At 52.7% G+C, this 20,351-nt stretch carries 17 protein-coding genes and 1 tRNA gene; 12 read left to right on the top strand and 6 right to left on the bottom strand.

All coding sequences use genetic code 11. From position 1 onward, the window contains the following. Window positions 1–101: 101 nt before the first annotated feature. Entirely contained in the window at window positions 102–782 is a 681-nt protein-coding gene (locus PbB2_RS14755) for a tellurite resistance TerB family protein (protein ID WP_108986148.1), read from the bottom strand. 178 nt (window positions 783–960) lie between these two features. Here PbB2_RS14755 and PbB2_RS14750 point away from each other — a divergent pair. The 11 genes from PbB2_RS14750 (at window position 961) to PbB2_RS14695 (ending at window position 11,566) form a co-directional block, all read left to right on the top strand. After that, a tRNA-Thr gene (locus PbB2_RS14750) sits at window positions 961–1,036 on the top strand. Window positions 1,037–1,167: 131 nt separating this feature from the next. Next, a complete protein-coding gene (locus PbB2_RS14745; protein ID WP_108986147.1) occupies window positions 1,168–1,875 on the top strand; it encodes a hypothetical protein in 708 nt (235 codons plus the stop codon). Window positions 1,876–2,013: 138 nt separating this feature from the next. Continuing rightward, window positions 2,014–2,208, top strand: coding sequence for a helix-turn-helix transcriptional regulator (locus PbB2_RS14740; protein ID WP_108986146.1), 195 nt, complete (start codon window positions 2,014–2,016; stop codon window positions 2,206–2,208). A gap of 72 nt (window positions 2,209–2,280) precedes the next feature. Beyond that, window positions 2,281–2,553 (top strand): PC4/YdbC family ssDNA-binding protein, encoded by a 273-nt coding sequence (locus tag PbB2_RS14735; RefSeq protein ID WP_108986145.1) that lies wholly within the window; start codon window positions 2,281–2,283, stop codon window positions 2,551–2,553. Window positions 2,554–3,270: 717 nt separating this feature from the next. Continuing rightward, on the top strand, window positions 3,271–3,567 hold the full coding sequence (locus PbB2_RS14725; protein ID WP_108986143.1) for a helix-turn-helix domain-containing protein: 297 nt from the start codon (window positions 3,271–3,273) through the stop codon (window positions 3,565–3,567). Window positions 3,568–3,781: 214 nt separating this feature from the next. Continuing rightward, entirely contained in the window at window positions 3,782–5,380 is a 1,599-nt protein-coding gene (locus tag PbB2_RS14720; protein ID WP_108986142.1) for a class I SAM-dependent DNA methyltransferase, read from the top strand. Beyond that, window positions 5,373–6,698 carry a restriction endonuclease subunit S gene (locus tag PbB2_RS14715; RefSeq protein ID WP_238165038.1) on the top strand — a complete coding sequence of 442 codons (1,326 nt, stop codon included), beginning with the start codon at window positions 5,373–5,375 and terminating at the stop codon, window positions 6,696–6,698. The genes PbB2_RS14720 and PbB2_RS14715 overlap by 8 nt, the downstream gene beginning before the upstream one ends. Next, window positions 6,695–7,258 carry a hypothetical protein gene (locus PbB2_RS14710; RefSeq protein WP_108986141.1) on the top strand — a complete coding sequence of 188 codons (564 nt, stop codon included), beginning with the start codon at window positions 6,695–6,697 and terminating at the stop codon, window positions 7,256–7,258. The genes PbB2_RS14715 and PbB2_RS14710 overlap by 4 nt, the downstream gene beginning before the upstream one ends. A 59-nt stretch (window positions 7,259–7,317) precedes the next feature. Continuing rightward, window positions 7,318–7,524, top strand: coding sequence for a hypothetical protein (locus PbB2_RS14705; RefSeq protein ID WP_108986140.1), 207 nt, complete (start codon window positions 7,318–7,320; stop codon window positions 7,522–7,524). Beyond that, window positions 7,521–8,339, top strand: coding sequence for a DUF6615 family protein (locus PbB2_RS14700; RefSeq protein ID WP_108986139.1), 819 nt, complete (start codon window positions 7,521–7,523; stop codon window positions 8,337–8,339). The genes PbB2_RS14705 and PbB2_RS14700 overlap by 4 nt, the downstream gene beginning before the upstream one ends. Beyond that, window positions 8,339–11,566: a type I restriction endonuclease subunit R gene (locus PbB2_RS14695; RefSeq protein ID WP_108986138.1), complete on the top strand. Its 3,228-nt coding sequence runs from the start codon at window positions 8,339–8,341 to the stop codon at window positions 11,564–11,566. The genes PbB2_RS14700 and PbB2_RS14695 overlap by 1 nt, the downstream gene beginning before the upstream one ends. A gap of 164 nt (window positions 11,567–11,730) precedes the next feature. Here the strand turns inward: PbB2_RS14695 and PbB2_RS14690 are convergent, their stop codons facing one another. The 5 genes from PbB2_RS14690 to PbB2_RS14670 all read right to left on the bottom strand — a co-directional run bounded on the left by PbB2_RS14690 (window position 11,731) and on the right by PbB2_RS14670 (window position 18,770). Then, window positions 11,731–14,163, bottom strand: coding sequence for a hypothetical protein (locus tag PbB2_RS14690; RefSeq protein WP_133245846.1), 2,433 nt, complete (start codon window positions 14,161–14,163; stop codon window positions 11,731–11,733). Between the two features lie 326 nt (window positions 14,164–14,489). Next, the gene (locus tag PbB2_RS14685; protein WP_108986136.1) at window positions 14,490–15,830 is read right to left on the bottom strand and encodes a tyrosine-type recombinase/integrase; all 1,341 of its coding nucleotides are present in this window, start codon (window positions 15,828–15,830) and stop codon (window positions 14,490–14,492) included. A gap of 393 nt (window positions 15,831–16,223) precedes the next feature. Beyond that, entirely contained in the window at window positions 16,224–16,541 is a 318-nt protein-coding gene (locus tag PbB2_RS14680) for a hypothetical protein (protein ID WP_108986135.1), read from the bottom strand. Between the two features lie 2 nt (window positions 16,542–16,543). Next, window positions 16,544–17,932: a radical SAM protein gene (locus PbB2_RS14675; RefSeq protein WP_108986134.1), complete on the bottom strand. Its 1,389-nt coding sequence runs from the start codon at window positions 17,930–17,932 to the stop codon at window positions 16,544–16,546. Beyond that, window positions 17,919–18,770 carry a prolipoprotein diacylglyceryl transferase gene (locus PbB2_RS14670; protein ID WP_192576372.1) on the bottom strand — a complete coding sequence of 284 codons (852 nt, stop codon included), beginning with the start codon at window positions 18,768–18,770 and terminating at the stop codon, window positions 17,919–17,921. Before PbB2_RS14670 ends, PbB2_RS14675 begins: the two co-directional genes overlap by 14 nt. Before the next feature lie 91 nt (window positions 18,771–18,861). Here PbB2_RS14670 and PbB2_RS14665 point away from each other — a divergent pair, with 91 nt between their 5' ends. Further along, window positions 18,862–20,133, top strand: coding sequence for an extracellular solute-binding protein (locus tag PbB2_RS14665; protein WP_192576371.1), 1,272 nt, complete (start codon window positions 18,862–18,864; stop codon window positions 20,131–20,133). Window positions 20,134–20,351: the final 218 nt, after the last annotated feature.

Raw genomic sequence — 20,351 nt, 5'->3', positions numbered from 1 at the left:
AAGAGGTCCCCGCTCTCCGCTACCGCTCCTTCGGGGATGACATCGTTGGAATAGGTTTCAGACTTGAGAGCGCTTCACCGGCCAAGCACCGACTGGGGCGATCAAGCCGGCAACAGCGCCTCGTCATGCAGGCGCGTGACAAGACCCGGATCAAGTTTCAGGCGGGTTGCGAGGTCAGCCAGATAGGCCTTTTCGGCAGGGCCTTGTGTATTGATCGCCACCAGCGATGCGGCATAGATTTCAACCGCCAACTCGGGGCTTGTGGCATCGGCAACCACTTGATGAATATCCAAAGGCTTGGATAATTCATCAAACAAAAAGGCCTTTTCGGCATCCGACAAATCGATTTTGGCCAGATGATCAAACAATTTGGCTTTCTCAGCAGCCTCGATTTGACCATCTGCCTTCATGGCAGAGATCATCGCCCGGATGGTCGCCTTGCCAACGGCTTCACGGTCTGACGCATTGCTGGGCAAAAAGGCGCCTTCGGGGGCGGTGTCAGCACCGCTTTGGCCCTGATGCTTCTGATAGGCATTATAGGCAAGGGTGCCTAAAGCGGCCAAACCGCCCAGAGTGGCAGCTTGGCGACCAAACTTGCCAGCCACACCAGACAGCAACAGACCCCCCAACATTCCCGCAGCCCCCGCGCCCAGCGCAATATTTTTGGCATCGGCATCAGTCTTGACGCGATCAAGGCCAGCTTGACCTTCGGTCTTCAAGGCTGCCATCGCCTTGGGCAATTCGCTCTGCAAGGCAGACAGAATTTTGTTGGCGTCAAACATCGTGTCACTCTCCATCTTGGCCGCACATTTGGGCCTGTCACTGTGGCACTAGATTGGGGGTGGAGAGGCACAGCACAAGGGCATGCTCACGAACAGTTGCTCAAAACCCCGCGCTATTGTATCACCCCCCAGCTTTGGCCCAGATGGCCAAACGCGGATGACCCACACGTCACCCCAAGCCGCAATAGCTCAGTCGGTAGAGCACATCATTCGTAATGATGGGGTCGCAGGTTCGAATCCTGTTTGCGGCACCAGTTTTTTCAATGACTTAGACACATATTCAGTCATCTAATTCTTTTTTGCTCATCACCTGCTCATCACGGCGGGGATTTTCAATTGTATGCATTCCCTGTGCATCTTGATGAATTAGGGTATTGTACAGTGTATGACTGCCGACGACGCCCATCGAAATTTAGCATCACTTGAACCTATAGATCAGGCTTTACGGCGGTCCAATCACAATTTGGGCCAATGGGAAAAGACTTACGAAGCTGAGCTCATGCTAGGCTGGATTACTTACAGGTTCGAGCACCACCACTGGCAATTGGCATGTCGAAAGCGAGCAACCCCGCCACATGAGCCGCATATGGGCGCGCAACTAACCACTTGGGTCACTTTTATTCGCGCCTCTCATCCTGAAAGGGACATGGATGTTTGGACCGCCGCGGAAATCTGCGATGCGCTGGATTTCAATTGGCACAAAATCCCGCCTGATGAGATGGAAGACGCGCTTTTGAAGGTCGAATGGATTGTCGACACCCTTGATGATGATCGCCTGATGACGCAGTTTCCGATGCGTCCAAACCCACGCAATTACCTTAGAAACCAGATCCGTTCGGCGCGGCATCGCTTCAAGGAAGACCTTTCCGAGGGCACAATTAGCTTAGCAAAGCGAGGCCCAGGAAGGCCCCCAGAAAAACTAGACGCCAAAATTGAGGCCATGGCCCTCCTGGCAATTGAGCACTTGAAGGAAGGCAAAACCCTTGCAGAAGCGGTGAAGCCGTCCCTTGGAAAGCTGGAGGGACCACAGCGCAATCAAATGCGGGAAAGGTTGAGACGAGCAATTGTGAAGCTTCAGAAGGAGCAATCCTAAGTGCCTGCTTTTCTTGGAGCTTGATTCATGTGTGATCCGTGAGATCAATTATCGTGACCTTTTCCCACTATTATCGTGGATATTCATTCGCATCCTATCTCCACTACCGAGATGGGTCGGTGGCTATGGAGTGGAAAAATGGAAAAGCTGTTTTCAATCGTCGAAGCCGCAGAGCTTCTCGGGGTTTCCCCATCATTTCTCAACAAGGCTCGCATGCTGGGCAGCGGGCAAGTTTATGTGAAGATTGGCCGAAACGTAGGCTATACTTCTCGCGACCTCGAAGCCTACGTCGAGAGCCGCAAGACTGCACACACGGCTCAAAACGCGGCCTAAGCCCTCTTCCAAAACTCAAAAGAAAAAAGCCGCCCACGCAACTAAATGCGGGGCGGACTGGAAAGGTAATCGATGAGCAAAATTATCACTTCGGCGCAAAAAGATAAAGGCCTTCGAGCCGAAATTGAGCGCAATCAGCGAACTGTTGTTGTCATTTCTAAAGAGCACTTTAGTGGTGGCAGCTTCGTCGAAATTCGAATCCACTATCGACCAAGTGGGCCACAAAGCGCACTCAGTCCCACAAAAAAGGGCGTTACAATCCCAATTGGGAAGGCGGACTCGATCGCTTGCGCGATAAAGGCGATAGCTGGAGAGCCGGCAGAGTTATTGATCAACCCACAATGATCCAAGCCTTATTCAGCCCCCCAGTCACCACTGGGGGGCTGATTTCGGCAGTCTCCTAAAGAGGGCGCTCCAGCGCACAAAAATCATGGGCAGAATTACCAAAAAGGGCAGATCGCGGCAGGTGGGTAGTTTTACCATGCTTCCGCATGATCTCATTGATTCAGAGGCATTTGCTTCCCTAAAGCCCGCGGAAGTCTCTGTGCTTCTTCGTCTGATGAGAATCTACAATGGGCGTAACAATGGTCATATCGCAGCGAGTGTTAGGCAGCTCGCGGATTGGTGCAATATAAACAAAGATACAGCCACTAAAGCTATCAGCGCATTGGTTGCATTTGGCTTCATTGAATTGGCCCAGGGGTCCTCGTTCCATTTCAAATTGCGACGAGCGGCCGAATATCGTTTGACTTGCCACAAGTGCGATCGAACCGGAGCGCTTCCAACTAGGGGCTGGAAGAAAGTTGTGGGGGATAAAGCGCAAGTGAGAAAACAAGAGCCATTGGCCCATGGCTAAATCTAGATGTGTCTGATTTGAGGGGACTGAGGCTTGGGATAAGCGGCCATTTCAGTCCCCTGGTTTCGGACCATAGGTCCACTAAGGGGCCATCACTGTCCCCTATTTTCGGACAGAGTTGGCCTGAAATCGGACTGTGCTTTGGATCGGTCAAAAGTGACAACATCTATCGCACGATCAGCACCTTTAAGCGGAGTCCTTAACTTATGGAGACAACCCAAAAGCGGAACCCATCACTCGAACTTGGGCCGAAGCAAGCTGCCTATTGGTTGGGCGTGTCGGTGCGGACTATGGAAGACTGGCGGGCCCGCGGTGAGGGCCCGCCATACTACAAGGTTGGTGGTGCTATTCGATATTCAATCGCCGAACTTGAAGCTTGGTTTGAAGGCCGACGTGTCATTCCTGAAAGGCCTTACGGCCCCAAAATGCTAACTGGCAGAAACTGTCGGCGAATAGCCAAAACGCTGGGTCCTTCCTCGCAATCTAGAAATACGGACGCTTGAACGGCACGCTTTTTCTAGTGTGTTTCCGCCGCGAAATGCGTACATAGAAATGCGTACATAGAAATGCGTACACTCGGATAGCAGCGGTCCAATGCAGGCAGTCTTTCCCTTGTCTATTGGCAGACAATCACATCTCCGCGCCATTTATAGACAGGGAGAAAAAACTCCCGCATAGGTAAGCCATTGGCGATTTAGATGTATTCAGGGGGAACGAATGGCAGGTCCGGTCAAGGCAGCGGGTGCGGCGCGCGGGGCGGCAAAGGGCGGTGATCTTGGTTTTGAGGCTGAGCTTTTCAAGGCGGCCGACAAGCTGCGCGGCAATATGGAGCCGTCGGATTATAAGCATGTCGCGCTCGGTCTGATCTTCCTCAAGCATATCTCGGACAGTTTCGAGGCCAAGCGTGCAGAATTGTTGGCAGATTATCCAGATGGTGCCGAAGATCGCGACGAATATGCGGCCGACAATGTGTTCTGGGTGCCACCCACGGCGCGATGGTCGCACCTACAAGCAAACGCCAAGTCGCCCTCGATCGGCAAAATGATCGATGAGGCGATGTTTGCGATCGAGAAAGACAATGACAATCTGAAAGGCGTCTTGCCCAAGGATTACGCGCGTCCATCGCTGAATGCGGTCATGCTGGGTGAGCTGATCGACCTGATTTCAAACATTGCGCTTGGTGCCCAGAAGGGCGAGGCACGCGATATTCTTGGCCGCGTTTATGAGTATTTCCTAGGCCAGTTCGCAGGCTCAGAAGGCAAGCGTGGCGGTGAATTCTATACGCCCCGCTCAGTCGTGCGGGTCATGGTAGAGATGATTGAGCCATTCAAAGGTCGCGTTTATGACCCTTGTTGCGGCTCTGGCGGTATGTTTGTTCAATCTGAGAGCTTCGCGCGAGAGCATGAAGGCCGCATTGGTGACATTGCCGTCTATGGCCAAGAGTCGAATTACACGACGTGGCGGCTCTGTAAGATGAACCTTGCCGTGCGGGGCATTGATGCAGACATCAAATGGAACAGTGAAGGCAGCTTCCACAAAGACGAACTGCGCGACTTAAAAGCCGACTTCATCCTCGCCAACCCGCCCTTCAACATTTCCGATTGGGGCGGCGACCGCCTGCAAGAAGACGTTCGTTGGAAGTATGGCATCCCGCCTGCCGGCAACGCCAACTTTGCGTGGGTTCAGCACATCGTCCATCACTTATCGCCAACGGGCGTTGCGGGCGTCGTTCTTGCCAATGGGTCGATGTCATCGACGCAGAATAACGAGGGCGCAATCCGTCAGGCGCTGATCGAAGGCGTGAATGGTGCGCCAGGCGTGGTGGATTGCATGGTCGCACTGCCGGGCCAGCTATTCTATTCCACCCAAATTCCTGTCTGCCTCTGGTTCCTGGCACGCGACAAATCTAATGGCGTCGCCCGAAATGCCAAACTGCGGGATCGGCGCGGAGAGATTCTGTTCATCGACGCCCGCAAACTGGGCCATATGGTAGATCGCACCCGTAAAGAGTTTTCAGACGCGGATATCGAAAAGATCACGCGCGCCTATCACGCATGGCGCGGTGAGGCCGACGCTGGGGTGTATGAGGATGAACCGGGCTTCTGCAAGGCAGCGACCTTGGAGGAGATCAAGGGCCACGGCTATGTGCTGACGCCTGGGCGGTATGTTGGCGCGGCGGATGTTGAGGATGATGAAGTGCCATTTGTGGAGCGATTTGCCACCTTGCGGGCGAAGCTTGATGATCAGTTCAATACGGCCAGCGGGCTAACCGAGACAATCCGCTTAAAGTTGGCGGGGCTAGTGCTCGATGCCTAGTCGCGCTTTGAGAGATTATGTTGACCTTCAGCGGGGCAATACCTACAAAGGCACTCTTCTTGGTTTGCCGGGGCCTAAGCTGCTGGGGCTAGGCTCGATCCAACGAAACGGCGGCTTCAAGGGTGGCAGCCTTAAATCCTACGGTGGCGAATCTGACGCAAGAATCTTGCTAAGGCCTGGTGACGTCTACGTTTCACTAAAAGACGTGACCCAATCTGCTGATTTGCTGGGCGCTGTTGCTAGAGTTCCGCATGAAGTCGAACAAGGGCGGTTAACCCAAGATACAGTGAAGTTAGAGTTCAAAGATGGCGCACCAATTAGCCTGATTTATTGGGTGCTCAGAAGCCCTGAATATCGCGGTTTTTGTCGATCGTTCGCAACTGGAACAACAAATCTTGGACTGCCGCGCGAAGATTTTCTCGCTTACCTTATTCCAGATCCAACGCCGGCGCGTCTCCAGATGGTTGCAGTTTTGGATGCCCTGGAAGACAAAATCGAGGTGAACCGGCGGATGAATGAGACGCTAGAGGCGATGGCGCGGGCGATCTTCAAGGATTGGTTCGTCGATTTCGGCCCGACCCGCGCCAAAATGGAAGGCCGCGCACCCTACCTAGCACCGGACATCTGGTCCCTCTTCCCCGACCGCCTCGACGACGAAGGCAAGCCGGAGGGGTGGGTTGTAACACAACTGGACAAGCTACTCAGTGTGCTCGAAACAGGTGGTAGGCCAAAGGGCGGCGTATCTTCTTACCGTTACGGCGTGCCTAGTGTCGGAGCCGAGAGCATAACTAGACTTGGAGAGTTCGACTTCGGCAAGACAAAATACGTACCTGAGGAATTTTTCAACTCAATGAAAAAAGGGCATGTCCAGTCTCGCGACGTGCTGCTGTACAAAGATGGCGGCAAGCCGGGTTTGTTTGAACCCCACGTAACTCTGTTTGGCGATGACTTCCCGTTCCCACGCTTCGCAATTAACGAGCACGTCTACCGCATTCGAGTCCAGGAGGATTTTGGCCAGAACTGCTTGTATTTCTGGCTTTCGACTGAGGCAGCTAAGGCGGAAATGCGCATCAAGGGCACCGGCGTTGCAATTCCCGGCTTGAACTCAACGCAAGTTCGGTCGCTTTCAGTCATCATCCCGAGCGATGGACTTGCGAAGCGACTGGACAGAATTTTAGAGCCGTTCGTGACCCGAGTTCTTGCGAACTGTAATGAAGCTCGAACGCTTGCCACCACTCGCGACTTCCTACTTCCAAAGCTCATGTCGGGCGAAGTTCGCGTCAAAGACGCCGAAGCTATGGCGGAGGAAGTTCTATGACATGGGAGTTTCTGAATCCCCAGGCATTCTGGGGCTTAGTTGGTGTGGTCGTCGGGTCAATTTTAACTACCGCCAAAGACGTCTTCCTTGATCGCACCAAGCAAAAGCGGGATCGACAATACGCGGCAGTCAGGCTTGTCGTGATTTTAGAGCTGTACGCCGAGGCCTGTCACGATACGGCCTCGGATGGAGGCGAAATGGTGTCCAATGACGCCGGCTGGGAAGAGCGCGAAACAATGGTATCAAAACCCGTTCTAGATTCCTTTCCTGACGATATTGAATGGAAGGCGCTCAAAAGCGATCTCACTTATCGAGTTTTGAGATTTCCAGTTCTGATTGCTGAAAATGAACGAGCTATCAGTTACGCTTTTGACGAAATTGCGGGTCCACCTGACTACGATGAAGGATTCGATGAACGGCAAAAGCGCTATGCACAACTCGGGTTGGAGGCACTTAAACTTGCGAAGGAATTGCGCGCCGAAGTCAATTTACCCGAGCAGGCAGCCGATGGGCTGAGTAGGGAACTCCAATCGATTAAGAACCGCATCGAACAAAATTAGATCAATATGCAGGCGACGAATGCGCATTTGGTATTGAGCACAGAAGCCACGGGACCGTAATGATCTATCTTCCTAAAGCCGCCATCGAACAATTGGTCCTCGACCAACTCAAGACCCTTGGCTGTTCGATCGCTGCCGAAACCGAGATTGGTCCTGACTATAGGATGCCCGAGCATGGTGCCTATGCCGATTTCCTTCTCCCCATGTTGATGGAGGGCGAAGTCCGAGTGAAGGAAGCCGAAAAGTTTGTTGGGGATGCCCAATGAGCCCTTTGCGCGATGCATTTCGAAAGGAAGCCGGACGAATTTGGCGCGACAAGGCCAAAGCAGAGAGCCTTGGTTTGCAATTGAACGAGGAAACAATAACAGAAACAATCCTGTTCCACCTCGCGAAGCAATTTCAGGGTGGCGATTTATCCGTCACTCCATTTACCAAACCTCAAGAGAAAGCGAATGGCGCGGATTGGGAAATGTGGTTCATGGACGGTTCGAAAGCCGTCGGGCTGCGCGTTCAAGCAAAGCGACTTTTTGCAAAAAATGGCTACGCTTCACTAACGCCTAACGGACCTCAAACGAAAACCTTGATTTCACAATCATCGGATTGCTATCCGGTATTCGTCCTCTACAACGACCGAGCGACCTATAAGCTGAAGAGGCCGGTCTGCGGATGCAAGAGCTATCGCGGCCTCAGTTACCTCGGCTGCACACTGGCATCTGCATACTCAGTGAAGCATTTGAAAGAATGTAATCCAACCACTCTTAACCCTATATGCATCCCTTGGCATTGCATACTTTGCCCTGTCCGTTCCAAACCTTCACCAAGCTTGCCAGAAGTCGTCGCAGGTTCGATTAACGCGCGCGCCATTGGCGACGGCAAGTTGGCGGATCCAGCTGAACAGCGCTGCAATGTTATTTCGACGCCAAATTTGTTTAGAGCTCACCTAGAAAATGTAGCAAATACAGATAGATCAGTTTATTCAGCGGTTTCCGCCATGGATGAGCACAACGCAAGACTTGAAAGATATCTTGAGGAGCGAGAGCTAACTGGTGCCTTGCTCATTTCTCGGAAAGGCAGAGACTAATGGCCTATCTGTCTGAAGCCGCCATCGAACAATTGGTGATGGAACAGCTTATCGGCCTTGGTTATGCGACCACAACCGACACCCAAATTGGCCCCGACGGTAAGGCATCGGAGCGTGAGTCCTACGCTGATGTGGTGCTCACTCAACGCCTGACAGCGGCCATCGAAAGGCTTAACCCAACAATCCCAGCCGAGGCGCGCGGCGATGCCCTGCGCAAGGTGTTGGCCACCGACAAGCCCTCACTCGTCGAAGAGAACCGCCGACTACATAAGCTGATGGTCGAAGGTGTCGATGTCGAGTTTTATGGTGAGGATGGCACGATCCGGGGCGACAAGGTTCGTTTGATCGATTTCGATGATTGGGCGGCCAATGACTGGCTGGCAAGCAGCCAATTCACCGTGATTGAGAATGGCGTGAACCGTCGGCCAGACGTTGTTATCTTCATCAATGGCCTGCCACTTGGCGTGATTGAATTGAAGGCACCAGGCGGAGAAAGCGCAACGCTGGCCGGGGCGCATAACCAGCTTCAGACCTACAAGGCGCAAATCCCGTCGCTGTTTCGAACAAACGCGGTGCTTGTCACCTCCGATGGCATCACGGCACGCGTGGGGTCACTGACGGCAGACGAAGAGCGTTTCATGCCTTGGCGGACAACAGATGGGAGTTCGATTGCCGCCAAGGGGCAACCCGAACTCAGTATCCTTGTCGAGGGTGTGTTTGAACCTCGACGCTTTCTCGACCTGGTGCGGGACTTTACTGTTTTCGGCGAGACCGAGACCGGCTTGGCAAAGGTCATCGCAGGATATCACCAGTTTCACGCGGTCAAGCGCGCGGTTGATTCAACCATTCGCGCATTGGCGGTCAATTCAGCCAGTGGCTACAATTCACCCTATGGCGGCATGCAAGAAGACCCCGCCGTTTTTGGCTTACCCAGCGTGTCAAGTTATCCGCGTGGCGACAAACGGATCGGCGTGATTTGGCATACCCAAGGCTCAGGAAAAAGCTTGCTGATGGCCTTTTATGCCGGCCAACTTGTCCGCCATCCCGAATTGGCGAACCCGACGATCATTGTGATCACAGACCGCAATGATCTAGACGATCAATTATTTAGTACGTTTGCCATGTGCCGGGATTTGATCCGGCAAACACCCATTCAGGCCGATAGCCGAGAGCACTTACAGGCCGCGCTAAGCCGCGCCTCAGGCGGCGTGATCTTTACGACAATCCAGAAATTCTCCCCGGCGACGGGCGAGACCGACTATCCGCTTTTGTCGGATCGCAGAAACATCGTCGTGATCGCAGATGAGGCACATCGAAGCCAATATGGGTTTAAGGCGCGAATTGAGCAGAAGACGGGCGTGATCGCTTATGGCTTTGCGAAATATCTGCGCGATGCACTGCCCAACGCCTCCTTCATCGGCTTTACCGGCACACCAATCGAGAAAGACGATGTGAATACGCCCCAAGTTTTTGGGGAGTATATTGACGTCTACGATATCAGCCGCGCCGTCGAGGATGGGGCGACGGTCCCCATCTATTATGAAAGCCGTCTGGCTCGCATTGAAATTCCCGAAGAAGAAAAGCCCAAGATCGACCTTGAGATCGAGGAGCTGACAGAAGACGAAGCTATAACCGAGCAAGAGCGTATCAAGCGCAAATGGGCGACCGTGGAGGCTCTCGTCGGCTCTGAAAACCGACTGGCTATGGTGGCAGCCGACTTGGTGCAGCACTTTGAAGATCGCGTCGCGGCGATGGAAGGCAAGGCCATGGTCGTCTGCATGAGCCGGCGGATCTGTGTGGCGCTCTATCATCAGATCGTAGCACTTCGGCCTGATTGGCACAGCGACGACGATGCCGAAGGCATGATCAAGATTGTCATGACCGGCTCGGCCTCTGATCCCCAGGATTGGCAAGCCCACATTGGAACTAAATCCCGACGTGACCTTTTGGCAAAGCGTGCGAAAAATCCGAAGGACAGCCTCAAGCTCGTGATTGTGCGCGACATGTGGCTGACCGGATTTGACGCGCCATCCATGCACACCATGTATATCGACAAGCCGATGAAGGGCCACGGGCTGATGCAAGCCATTGCCCGGGTCAATCGCGTTTTCCGTGATAAACCCGCAGGCCTCGTCGTTGACTATATCGGCATCGCGCAAAATCTGAAGAATGCGCTGGGCCAGTATTCTGGACCCGACCAGAAGCAGGCAGGGATTGATGAAGCAGAGGCAATTGCCCTTCTGATCGAGAAATATGAAGTCGTGAAATCCATGTATCACGGCTTCGACTACGCCCGTGGTCTGGCAGGTACACCGCACGAGCGACTGGTGGTCCTGGCTGAAGCGATCGAATGGATATTGACGCTGCAGCATGATGCGGCCGCCAAGCAAACCAATGAAGAGGGCAAGCGACGGGAGAACCGGCGTTATCAAGACTCTGTTCTGGCGCTTTCAAAGGCGTTTGCATTGACTTCAGCGACCGATGAGGCGCGAGGAATTCGAGATGAGATTGGCTTCTTCCAGACAGTGCGCGCGGCACTCGTTAAGTCTGCAGGCGGCGGGGGAAAAAGCTCTGCAGATCGGGAGTTTGCCATTCAGCAAATCCTCGACCGCGCCGTTGTTTCAACAGAGATCGTAGATATTCTGGCCGCGGCCGGAATCTCCACTCCCGATATTTCAATTCTATCCGATGAGTTCCTTGCGGAGATCCAGCAACTCGAAAAGAAGAACCTCGCGCTGGAGACCTTGCGCAAATTGCTCAATGACGAAATCCGCTCCCGTACCCGGACCAACGTTGTTGAAACCCAGAGGTTTTCTGAACGGCTGGAAGCTGCGATCGGCCGATACCACAACAACGCCATCAGCACGGTTGAAGTTCTCCAAGAACTCATCGAGATCGCACGCGAGATACGCGAGGCTCGAGCCAGGGGCAAAGAAGAAGGACTCTCAGACGAGGAGATCGCATTCTATGATGCTCTGGCCGCCAATGAGAGTGCGGCGCAGATTATGGGGAGCGACGCGCTTAAGGTCATCGCCCACGAATTGCTGATGAGCCTGAAGGATAGCTCGACAACCGACTGGGCCAAGCGCGAGGCGGCGAGAGCTCGCATGCGCGTGCTCGTGAAGCGTATCCTTCGAAAGTATGGCTATCCACCCGATCTGCAGGACGGAGCTGTCCAAACTGTACTGCGACAGGCGGAAGAGTTAGCCGCCAGTGGGCGATTGTGAGTGCTCGCACGGGCTGCGAAGTCAGCGGCCTCCACTTAATCGCATACGAGTTAACTTGAGATGCGGTCTAGGAGCCTTAGAGCCCACCCCATCAAATTTATTATATAAAGCTCAAACAGTCGGACCTGAGCTTTAGTATTGCTTCGTCCATCTCCATAATGTCCTCAAGCAAAATCCAACTCATTTTGGCCGGACGGCCTTCCACGATCGGAATACCGTCGCAACGCCCCACTTATTGAAGTTAGGACATATCCCACTCCAGACTGATTTCCGCCGAAAAACGGGTTCCTTTCACGTAGCCGTGCGGCCTCATATCTAAGATATTCCTCAAACTTTGCCACGGCAATTGCGGTCTCTCTCGGCGTCGCAAAGTTCCGTTGGCTCTCGCGTTGGATTATATCACCTAAGTCTTCTGCCACTTTTTTCTCAGTAATAGGGGTCACAGGCAACACACCGTATAAGTATTCAAGTCTTTCAGAGAGCACCCGGAGATGTATAAAACCTGATGCCTGAATCTTAATGCATTCATCTTCTGTGACCTCTGTGTAATTAAAATCGTCCGCTCCAATTAGTTGCTTTCTCAAGAGATAGTTGATGCCATGCAAGACGGTTTCGCGGGGGTACCCAAGTCTTTCCACTTCATCGCAGACACTTGCCACTCCAAAATATCCTTCGAGTCCAAGCGGGCCTTGGCGCTTTCTGTTCAAGCTCAAATAATAGAGAATTTCACACAATAGAAAGTTGTCTGCGCGATCCCAGCTTTCCTCGAAGTGAAAGATGTTATGAATGTACCCTGAGCGTTCACTGAAGAACCGATAATCGGTCCGCATCAGAATTCGAATAATATGGTATTCCGCAAGCGGAAACTCCCGGTCGCCCAGGACATTCGATGTGATTACATCAGATGTGATGTGGCCCGAAGTCACAATGCTAGAAAACATTTCTAGTGCGCGACGTACGTCGCTTCCCGATAATGCTTCTAATACTCGAGCTATATTTCTGCGGTTAATGAAAATCTCTCGATAGAGTTGATACAAAAAGGTTCCGAGAGAACTCGTCGGAACAATCATGCGATAGCCATTTTCAAGATAGTATTCCTGTGTATCCGGCGAATTAGCTGCGAGATACTCAATGCCTAACTCAAGGCGCCTTTTCACAACGTCGATAAAGCGCGGCGGTGAAATGTGGAACGCAATACCAGCACGAAAGGTATCCAGCGGTGGTTTGTTTTTGTGGCGCTCGTAGGTCTCGTCGCGCATTTGCAAGATCACAAAGGCTCGTGTTTTACCCATAAACCAAAGCGCTAATTGAAAGGCGTCAAGTTGGCTACTTAGATCGAGGCGATCCACATTATCCATGACAACAATAAGATTCGACCTCTTAACACCGCCGATATAACTTCCAAGTCCCTCGGTAAAAGTTAACACATCGGACTGCCAGGCTGCCAAGTCGAGCGCGCGCTGTTTATTAGAGTCTGCATCGCTGACTGTTTTCAAAGCAGCGTAAATACCTTTGCGCGATTGAATTTTGTGTGAGAATATTCCTCGGAGCGTATTTTCACTATACAAATCAATGTCGGAGTTCTCTTTCTCGAAACTTGAAATGAACTGCTCGCAAAGCCAGTTTTCTGCGCCTTTCAGATTTGGCGGCCCCTCGTTAAAGTCGACGAAAGCCCATACGCTTCGCTCTTGCAACTCTGGCGGTTGCAGTACCTCACGGTATCGCCGAATAAACAACGACTTGCCAGCACCAACGCCACCTTGAACGATTTGTAGCTGGCCAGAAGGTGGGCGCTCGTTATCAAAGGCTTTGATTGCCTGTGTAAGCTGGGGTTCGTCCCCCTTGGTGGTCCGAAGTGCTTGAACTATGGTGTCTCGGCGTGCTGATACACGATCCTTTAGCAACGACTCTAACACTCGGTCATAATCTGTAGTCTCTGTAGATGAGACGTAGGCATATTTTGCAATTTCGCGTACATCTGATTGTGCGCTAGATGAAAAAAATCGCCTGAGTATCGGCGAAAGGTCAGCGGCAAATGAGTTAAGAGGCCGCTTTGCGTTAAGAAGAGCTTGGCCGCCAATAAAACTATATGGCCGATAAGCACGACCGATAACAAGATTCTGTCGAATCAACTCAAAATCCGTTTGCAACTTGCTTTCGCCGCAAATGGCTCGTAACTCATTTAAAGCTACGGAACCCGGCCGGATGTCGTCAACGACGAGCCTGAGCACCGGCTCAGCATCCCAGTAGCCGGCAAGCAGTTCGTTACCGTTTGTTGCCAGCACAACCGAGCAAGGATTCAATCCATGTGGGTACGAGGAGTTCAGATGCCTTGCGTATAAGCAGGCCTCACGATATCCGACATTCGCATCAATACTGGGAGCTTTTACCTCTACAATTAGGAGGGGGTAGCCACAAATCCAAACTGAATAGTCAGGGTAATATCCTGACTTCTTCCCCGCTTGCTTGTCCAGCTGAGAAGGAGCCAAATACCCTTTCGTTTTTACATTTGAGCTGTCAATTCCAAGAAAGTCAGTTGCGCAAAGCAATGGGTAAACGATTTTTTGCTCAACGTCACTTTCAGTTTCAGCTTCCACTGACCGTGCTGGGCCCATGTCGCGATTCCATTCTACCATCTGATCATTACGAAATCAGCACTGACGCCAAAAGCTGTGTACTAGGAATATCAGAACAGCGTCTGGTTGCAAGACCGAGCAACAAGGCGGATTCTGTCTTTTCTATAGGGCAGTTGCCCGCCGTTAGGTGCGGCCAGAAATTTCCTGATGGTGACACGTTAATTAGCTGCCGGCTTAATTGTATTAATCTAGTATTTGCTAGACTGATCCTCCTAAAATTCTTAAAAACGGATGTCTTAAATTTAAGTGTTACGTGAATTTCACCCTTGGCGGAAAGCCAAGCGATTTCAACGCTCACTGTTTAGCGGGACGACTTCGGCTTGCGGCTGACTTACAAGCGCAACAAACTTCTCACTCGCCGCCTTTGTCGCCTCCCGCTGGGCCTTTTCTGCGATGTGGGCATACCGAGCGGTGGTCGCAGGTTGAGTGTGGCCGAGCGCCTTTCCTATAACGGCTAGAGGGGTGCCTGTCGAAATCATAACAGACGCGAGCGTGTGGCGAAGGTCATGAATCCTGACGCCTTCAAGTTTCGCATACTTCTTGATCCATTCCCAAGGACGCTTGAGATCGCGACGAGGAGCGGTGAGCGACGCGCCAGGAAACAAGTGACGGAGGAATGGGCTTTTCGCGCGCATGTCTTTCAGAACTTCGAGAGAGACACCCTCGAGCTCTAAGCGGTGGGTCTTCTTTTGCTTGGTGTGCGAACTGGGCTTGGTCCATACACCGGCCTCAAGATCAAACTGATCCCATGTCGCCTCCAGGACTTCTCGTAGGCGAGCACCTGTGAACAGCAAAAGACGAAACGCGTTTGCAACGAGCTGATCTTCATAAGCGTCACACGCGACCAGAAAACGCCTGATCTCGTCGTCGCTCAAATACCTTTCTCGCTTATCCTCTGGGAGAGATTTTACCGCACTCGCTGGGTTATCAGTACGCCAGCCATTCTCAAGCGCGAGCGACATAGCTTTGCTCACCACCGCCAAGACTCTATTGGCTTGATATCTGCCGGCGTTTTTTGGAACAGAAGCTTCAATATCCCGTTGCTCTTCGGCACCCAGCTTCTCAGCCTTTTTTAGTTTCCGCGCCCTTTTGAGCTTTCGCTGGACAAGCTTTTCGCGAACCTCAACCAACACGGCCGCATGAAGTCGCCTGAGGTCTGACGGAGCGACATCGGCGACCTTCATCGAGCCGATATGTTGTTTCACATAAAGTCGGAATGCCACTTCGGCACCTTCAATCGTCGAAGCCCTCAAGCCGACTGACGGGGCATACACATCGAGATAGTACTCAAAAAGCTGATTGACTGTCTCCGCCCGCCTCGCCTTTCGCCGCTCTACCGCTGGGTCGGCTCCGGTACGTGCTGTGACCTCAGCAAGAATTTTTTTGGCGGCCAGTTTGCCTTGGTCTGCTGATAGGGTCCCATACTGACCAAGGACTATTTCGCGCTGGGGTGCCGCTCTTCCACCAGCGCCAGGCCGATAGCGGACGATAAATGACTTGCGGCCGGTTTTCTCAACTCGGACACCAAAACCTTTGAGCTGATCATCCCAGTAGACGACCCGCTTGAAACTGTCAGGCTCAAGCTCGTCGATGTTGCGCTTGTTCAAGCGTATGACTTTCTTGGCCATGATAGCGCACCCCGGAAAAGAACAATTTTCTGCTCATCACCAAGCCGGTGTGCTAATCACTTGCTCATCACCGTGAAAGAAATGAAAACCAGCTCTCAGGAAAGACTGTATCATAAAACATCATAATTACAACGATTAAAGAACGACGGGGAATGCCAATAAATCGAAGAGAAGTCACAATCATCTCATTCGTAATGATGGGGTCGCAGGTTCGAATCCTGTTTGCGGCACCAGTTTTTCCACCAGAGTTACATCAATGGTGCGCAGAGTATGGCTTCTGGCGAACGATTAATGATGATTTGAGCTACTAGCTCAGCAGCAGGACAGAACGAGCAAGCTAGCTGGTACGGCGTAATCCGCCAAGGATTCTGAATCGCAGTCGGTTATTTCAATTCAACGCCCCAAGAGAGATACTATCCCGCCCATAGCAGTGCATGCAGGGATAGATAATAGCAGGACAAGGCCAAGAGATATCCAGGTAGCGCTGGCAGCCTTTCCCAGATTGGGTCGTGTTTTCTCGGTGATGTCATTGGCCAAAGAAAAGCCAAAGCCAGTCACAAACAAGATAATAATATGAGCAAACCAGCCGCCGATGGCCCATTCCATCAGCGTGGCTGAACTATTCATACCGATACTGATGCTGAGCGTCAGAGCCAGCATAATAGCAAGATTGCCCCAGATGATTTGAGCGCGCAGCGAGAGCTTTCCCATGTTCAGGCAACTTTTTCGCGTAGGCGACGTTCGATTTCAGGATCTCTGTAAAAGAGATTCATTGTGTCAAACGGAATAATCCGGCCATCCTTGTGAACGATATGAATACAGGACTTCTTCACACCACGGACGTCAAAATTATGCGCATCATAAAATTGCATCACGATAACGCGGAAGACGTTATCATAACTGAGTTGATCGGTCTGGATATCGGGTAGGCAGCACAGGATCGACTGGATGTTTTCTTGAGCCGACTGGGGCGTGCTGCCTGTGGAAAACAATTGATAGAGTTTTTCCCGAACTGCCGGTATCTCTTCAAAATTCACTGTATTGGGGGTCGTGGACAGAAGTTCTTCCGGGCTGAAATAGCGTGTCAATGGCAAGACTTCGCCCCCAAGCTTCAATGCATATCCCATCATGATTGCATCGGGATGACACGGAACAGGAATTAGGTCCTCACCCGCAAAGACGGATGTCTGGTCCAAAATGGATTGACGCACTTCGGCGAGGGTAATGCGGTCACGGGCTGGATCGAAGCCGCTTAAACGGCCAGCAATTTGGGTGGGTTGGAAGGTCACTCCGCGCACACAGGGCTGGGTCAAGCCGAAATCAATGATCTTGCCGATCTCGTCGGTATTAAGGCCCTTTTGGAGTGTCACGACCAAAGTAGTGGAGATATTGTAGGCATTGAGATGGGCCAGTGCCTGCGCGCGCACCTGACGCAAATCCTCCCCCCGAAGAGTTTGCAAAGCCCCAGCCTCGAAAGAATCAAACTGCAAATAGACTTCGATCCGCGGCATATAGCTTGCCAGTCGGGCGACAAAGTCTTCATCGCGGGCCAAACGCACACCATTGGTATTGATCATCAAATGGCGGATCGGGCGGGCTTTTGCCATATCCATGACAGCGAAGAAATCAGGGTGCAACGTGGGCTCACCGCCGCTAAGTTGCACAACATCAGGCTCACCCTCGCTGGCCACAACGATATCCAGCATTCTTTCTATTTCAGCGAGGGTCCGGTGCCGACCATGACTAGGACTTGATTCGGCATAACACGTCGGACAAGTCAGGTTGCAGCGATCCGTCAGCTCAACCACCGTCACACAAGAGTGCTGTTCATGGTCGCTACATAGGCCACAATCATAAGGACAACCAAGCGCAACAGGCATGGCGAATTTGCGCGGCATGTCCCCGGGCTTCAGGAATTCGCGTGACTTACGATAATAGTCGATATCCGTGGAGATGAGTACCTTCTGTCGGCCATGCTCTCGACAATGCTTGAGCATGAATACCTTGTTGTCCTGAAAGATGATCTTCGCCTCAACTTTAGTGAAGCAGGTCGAACAAACGCTATTGGTCAATTCATAAAAGAGATAATCACGTGTTGCCATCATTTGCCGCCGATCGAGTAGTTGGGCGTAGGAATACCCACATATAGTAAGTCAAAGTCAGCAGGCAGGCAATTTGGATCGCCGATAGGCCAAAAGGCATAACGAGGCTGTTTGGTTTCATGAAGTCGGCGACCAGTCGCCAGCCGAGATAGAAACTCATGAATAGGCCGAACAAGTGGCCTTCCGGCAATGTGAGTCGAGACCGCAGTTGAACAAGTAACAGCCAAATCAGCGCTAGGATGCCGATTTCATAAAGCGGCATCGGGTGGCGCAACACACCATCACCTCCGTCCATCCCGGTTGGCCATGTCGTCGGATGACCCCAGGTACCATCAGACGCGCCCTGCAAAAAGCAGCCGATGCGGCCAATCATCATGCCCAGAATAATGGGCAGGCAGAACAAATCGCCGGTTGAGCGGGAGATTCCCATAACTTTCTTGGCAATCTCAACCCCAATTAAGCCGCCAATTAGCCCCCCGACAATTGTCTTGCTTGCTACCAGAAATGCCAAATTTTCCTGCGTTGCCCGTAACTGTTCTGGATGTTCAAGTAGGCCGAGAAGCTTGGAGAGTATCGCCGCTCCTAAAATGCCCCCGACAATTACACCAATGCGTCCTTCGTCGTCCAAGACGTCACCTTGGCGTGCACGCAGATAGCGGTAATAGTGATAGCCCAGAAAATACGACAACATTTCAAAGATTAAGTGGGCTGGGATTGTTAGTGCGCCAAGACTGAATGTCACCGGAAAAGTCATGGCAAGTTTATATCCCATCTCGACCTGCGCGGCACTGCCGCCCCATGAACCACCGATTTCAAAACCCCACAAGGCCTTGGCCAAAAAGGATGCTGAAATCATTTGCATGGGCCGTGGTTTGATTTCAGTCTGGCCGTGATGGCAGGCGCGTCAAGGTCAGCAAGGGATGGGCAGGATGGGTGAAGGTCCAAGTCGTCGGCGCACATTATCATGGCTCGCCAGCGGGGCGACCTTGGCGATGGGGGCAGCGGCCATGACGGGCTGTGGGCCACGCCAGAAGGTCTTGCGACCGCATCTGGTGATTTGGCACGGCTTTCGCGGGGCAGAAAAGGCGGCACTGGAAAAGCTGGCTGCACTGTATTCGAGCCGCTTGAAACCCGGTCAGCGCCCGGTGCGGGCGGTGGCCATTCCCAGCGATGCCATGGCCGACAAGATTTCCGCCTCAGTACCGCGCGGCAAGGGGCCCGACTTGTTCATTTTCGGTCATGATCGTCTGGGCGGTTGGGCCGAAGTGGGCGACACCATCACCCCCCTCGACTTCTTCCTCGATCAGGGCACGAAAGATGCTTTCCTGCCCAATATGTTTGACGCTGTGACTTATCGGGACGCGGTCTGGGCTCTGCCGTTCAATTATAAATCCATCGCACTGCTTTATAACAAGAAGCTGATCGACACGCCGCCACAGACAACCGACGATCTGGTGGCATTGGCCAAAGCCCATACAGATGTGGCGCGGGGTCGCTTTGGTCTTGCCTATGCTTATGATGATTTCTTCCTCCATGCCGCCTTGATGAACGGCTTTGGCGGCGGCGTTTTTGACGCAAATGGTCGCTTGATGCTGGATGATCCGCGCAATATTGCCGCGTCCAATCTGGTGCAGAGCTGGCGGGGCAAGCTTGATCTTCTGCCGGATGACCCCACAAGCTCGCTGGTTGCTTCCTTGTTCAATTCAGGTCGTGCCGCAATGATATTCAACGGCCCGTGGTTTTTAGGCGAGATCGCCCCCGAGATTGAGTTTGGGGCCGCCGTTTTGCCGCGCATCAGCCAAGCCCAAAACCGTCCCATGGCACCCTATATGGCGGTCGAGGCGATTTTTATGTGTGCAGGCACCCATGACCCTGCCGAGGCCTGGGGCTTTGCGCGCTTTCTCACCAGTCTGGAGGCTGCGCGCGTCATGGCAATCGAAGGCGGGGAATTGCCGACCCTCCAAGCAGTCTATGAAACCCCCGAAGTTGCCCGCAATCCAATTGTTCAGGCCTTTAAGGCCCAAGCACTCACAGCAGTCGCCATGCCCAATCTGCCGGAAATGACCATGGTCTGGTCACCCGCCGATAAGGCGATGAAGCGGGTGACCAAGCTGGAAACCACCTCCGAAGCGGCTTGGCAAGACTGCCAGCGTGAGGTTCAAGCCGCCATTGATGCGCTCCATGCCGGTAAGACGGGCTAGTTTCGAGATCTGCTGCATAAGCCGCTCGACTATAGGCCGTTTCAATGGCGTTGGCCTCGTCCACCACCAAATGACGCCGAGTTTCGTACCGATCGAGTGCCAAAGAAAAGGCCGGCCAAAACATAAAGCAGAATGGCCCACAGTGGCAGGCCGGCAAAGATGGGGTCCATGTGACCCTCTGGATCCGAGCCACTATTCCCCAGTCGCGGGCGCAAGGT

It is taken from the genome of Candidatus Phycosocius bacilliformis (assembly GCF_003112735.1).
Classification (GTDB): Bacteria; Pseudomonadota; Alphaproteobacteria; order Caulobacterales; family Aquidulcibacteraceae; genus Aquidulcibacter; species Aquidulcibacter bacilliformis.
Note: the sequence above shows the minus strand (reverse complement) of the source record. Positions and strands in the feature narration are given on the sequence as shown.